The sequence below is a fragment of the Aeromonas sp. YN13HZO-058 genome (assembly GCF_001921245.1).
Lineage (GTDB): Bacteria > Pseudomonadota > Gammaproteobacteria > Enterobacterales > Aeromonadaceae > Aeromonas > Aeromonas allosaccharophila.
Window position 1 is genome coordinate 1 of the sequence record NZ_MQSY01000010.1, and the last position, 2760, is coordinate 2760.

Sequence of the window (2760 nt, forward strand, 5' to 3'; positions counted from 1 at the left end):
CGGGAGGAGCGTGAATATCAAAGCGTGTTTGCATGAGGCGCTGGGGCACCCCATGCAACACGTAATTGGGACATAGCCTTTCTTTTGCCGGCGCAGGGCATCTGTCGGCCGCCATCTGGTTCACCTCAATCATCCCCCCGCATAGGCTCGCCAGCGGCCCGCTACGCGATCGCCCTTCAAACCCACTCAGCACCGCGCCAAAATCCGGCAGGCTCGCCCTGCGCTCACCGGCGAGCCATGGCGGCCTGTTGCGACCCCCTGCGCAGCGCTGGCGCGCAGTCAGGACCCCGCCTCGCCTGCGCGCTTCCTGTGTCGATTTCCATTCGGGTGAAAGACTGCTGGCGGCCGGCTGCTCCCCGTGGCAGCACTGGCCGCGCGCACCCTGCCAGATCCTTTTTGCGATCCTTCACTTTCCGTCAGATCCTTTCACTTTCCTATTTTGTCAAAAAGAACTGGAGTGTGTGGCTCCGTTGCTTGAATCTCGAGCTGAATTGACTGTGAGATACTACATCGTATTGGAGTGACTCATTTTTCCGACTAGTTTCAATATTACCCATGTGCTTGTGTATCAAAATTATACCGAAAATGATAATGCTCTTGATTTTTTTAGTGCGAAGGAAATGATCATTGAAATAATGAATATTATCATCGATGAGATAAATACATAGGTAGCATCCATAGGGATCTTTTTGATCCATATGAATACGGTGTAAAAATAATCAACAAATAATATATGAATGCAGTATATGCCAAGAGTTGTTGAGGCAACGCTTTTTATTATTTTATCATACTTTAACAATTTCTCTCCAACTTTAACCGTGAGTGTAAAGAAACATGATGCTGCAATTATAGTTAGTGGAGATACATAAGAGTAAAGACTTAAGTCTAAACTCTCAGAAGAAGACGAGAGAATGTGAACAAATATAGATGTAGCGCTGCTTATCAAGATGTATACTAGCAATAGTAAGCTAGGTCTAATGTTAATGCGTCCATTTTCTACAGTATCATATAGAAGCTTACCTAGTACCAAATAACCGATTATTTCACCAAAATATGACAGACTAAATGATGACACTATATTATTTGTAGTGCCAAGTAGATATTTCAGAGTTAAATATGCAGAAATGACGTACCATATAAGCAAGTAGATAGTGGTGTTTCTTTTAGTTGATGCGTGATATGCGACTGAAAGGATAGGGATTGAAATATACATGCCAACAACAGCATACAAATACCAAAGATGATACTTAACAGGACCATTTAAAACATCATTTATAAAGCTCATGGAGACTATAAGAGCTGGGTCTTTGTCTCGCCATGTGTAGATTGCTGACCAAAAGAACAAGCAAGCCAGAATTTTAATGATTCTTTTTGCTACTGTCATTGGTGCATCAGGTGTAGGTCTAAATAATAAAGCGCCACTCAACATTATAAATAAAGGGACTGAGACGCGAGTAAATGAATCTATAACATTCAATACTTCCCAATTTGGGTTTGCTTTATATAATCCCATCGCAGCAGAGTGAAGTAATACAACAAAAAAACAAGCAACAATTCTTAAAAAATCAAACGCAACTGATATTTCTTTATTCATGCTATCTTCTCTCGAACTGGTGTTATTGTTTTTGCATTTACTGGTTTTGGTTGATCTGACTGATGCTCGTCAGACCACTTTTGATTATGCAGCAATGGTAATTGATTAAATGTGTCCGGTCACGCTTTCGTGACCGGACACATTTTGCGATTACGGCATGGTTACCAAGTGGCAGGCGTAGCGGTTCAGCCACTGGCGTCGCCCGGTGCGCAGTTTGCGAATCCACAGCCATTCCGGTTTCTTCAAGTGCTCTGGTAGCGGCTCGATGACCTTCCTTAATCCGTCAAAGGCAATCACCTTCTCCGGTTTTGCCAGTATCTCTGCCACGAACTCAACTTGTTCGAATTGCACCAGGCTGCCATCGATGTCTTCGAACGACTCAGCAGGACGGATCACCCGGTAATGCCCGCCGATGATAGGTTCAACGTGTTGCGGTAGTTGCATGTGTCCTCCTACAGAGCTATCGCCTTGTCGCCTTTGGTGTGCCAGCAGGCAGCCTCTTCCTTGAAGGCGCCGGAGCAGCCGCCCGGGAGCGGGTTGCCGCAGTGCTGGCAGGCTTGTGCGGCCAGCTCCGCTTGTTGCTGCTGCCAGCGTTCCCAGTCACGTCGCAGCAGGGTGCTGAAGTACTCGTCTGCACTGTATGGTGAATCGCCCCCAGTTCCCTAAATAGCTGTTCCGAATAGTAGATCACTGGAGGAAGGGAACTCAGTCCAGTTTGTGCGATCTCATTAGTCGGGCGTTGTTTCCCAAATCAACCATCAAGCCACAACTGCCCCAGCCCCAGGTGGCCGCTACACTCGGGGCTTTCTGACAGGCAGACCAAGGGTGTTCAGTTTGTTGATTGCACCAACATACGCCATCACTTCCCCTACCTGACCGTTGTATGTTCGCAGACTGATTTTGCCCGTCATCAACTGCTTGAACCGATACATCGCCGTTTCCGCCAGCGAGCGCCGGTGATATCCCGACATCTTCTTCCAGTGCGCCAGCCCTTCCTTGCGCATCACCAGCACCGCCTCATTTCTCGGATGTCCCTTTTCCCATAACCCCGCGTTCTTGCGAGGCGGGATACAGGCTGTTGCCCCCAGGGCAAACGCATGAATGCTTATTTTTCATCCACTTCGTTAAAGCCACTCAGGAGCACTTGCTCCAGATAGCTGCTGTTC

General features: G+C 47.2%; 2 protein-coding genes and 1 pseudogene. All 3 read right to left on the minus strand.

Translation table 11 applies throughout. The features are described 5' to 3' along the window. Positions 1-574 precede the first annotated feature (574 nt). Complete coding sequence (locus BSP75_RS01350) at positions 575-1594, minus strand: acyltransferase family protein (protein WP_075111967.1); 1020 nt, start codon at positions 1592-1594, stop codon at positions 575-577. A gap of 150 nt (positions 1595-1744) precedes the next feature. Further along, on the minus strand, positions 1745-2038 hold the full coding sequence (locus tag BSP75_RS01355) for a hypothetical protein (protein WP_075111968.1): 294 nt from the start codon (positions 2036-2038) through the stop codon (positions 1745-1747). Positions 2039-2385: 347 nt separating this feature from the next. Beyond that, positions 2386-2679, minus strand: a pseudogene (locus tag BSP75_RS01365) (transposase); the annotation flags it as partial. Positions 2680-2760 lie beyond the last annotated feature (81 nt).

Excerpts from the sequence above, each read along its gene's own strand:
- BSP75_RS01350 (WP_075111967.1), bottom strand. The coding sequence starts at position 1,594 with ATGAATAAAGAAATATCAGTTGCGTTTGATTTTTTAAGAATTGTTGCT.
- BSP75_RS01355 (WP_075111968.1), bottom strand. The coding sequence starts at position 2,038 with ATGCAACTACCGCAACACGTTGAACCTATCATCGGCGGGCATTACCGG.